The organism is Psychrobacter sp. 1U2 (assembly GCF_051847575.1).
In genome coordinates, this window is the sequence record NZ_JBPYDC010001573.1 from 1 (window position 1) to 571 (window position 571).

At 45.4% G+C, this 571-nt stretch carries 1 protein-coding gene; it reads right to left on the reverse strand.

The genetic code is table 11. The features are described from left to right. The coding region (locus ACS8FD_RS23260; RefSeq protein WP_439277597.1) for a 2-oxoadipate dioxygenase/decarboxylase family protein at nt 1–558 on the reverse strand (558 nt) is incomplete at its 3' end. Between the last annotated feature and the right edge of the window lie 13 nt (nt 559–571).

A 571-nucleotide genomic window follows, 5' to 3' on the forward strand; every position in this document is an offset into this window, starting at 1 on the left:
TTGACTAAGCAGCTGGTCATATAGCGCTCTACCCTTTGTTGTTAATGCCACACCGCGCTGCTCAATCTCACCAAATCGTGCAGTATGATGACCCTCTTCATACTCGCCATTTGGATTTTTAAAGCTAACGGCTTCCTCTAATGCCTTAAAGCTCGTCTGTCTTAATAAAATCGGACACTCCCGTTTTGGCGGCCCCTCGATAATTGCTTTTGGCGGGATGCCCTTTGCCTGCATGCCTTGCTGTACGGTATCTATATCCAGCGTTCTAGGAGTCAAATGGTTGATATGTGGGCCTTTAAAACCGACCACATCAGCTATGAGACCGTGCTGCGCTAATAAGCGTTGATATAGCTCTTTTGAAATCGGTGTTTTATCATGCCAGCGAAAGGTTTCTAAAGCCTCTTTTATAAATTTCTCGCCTTCCTCTGCCGTCAAACCGCCCTGCGCTTCAAAGCGCTCAATCAGGCTAACGACATTATCGGTAAAGATTTGACGGTTGGCTAACGCAGTTATGGCGTCTTGTTTTAATGCTTCATCATTAATCAAGTCAAGGCGCAGTAAAGAGGTAAAT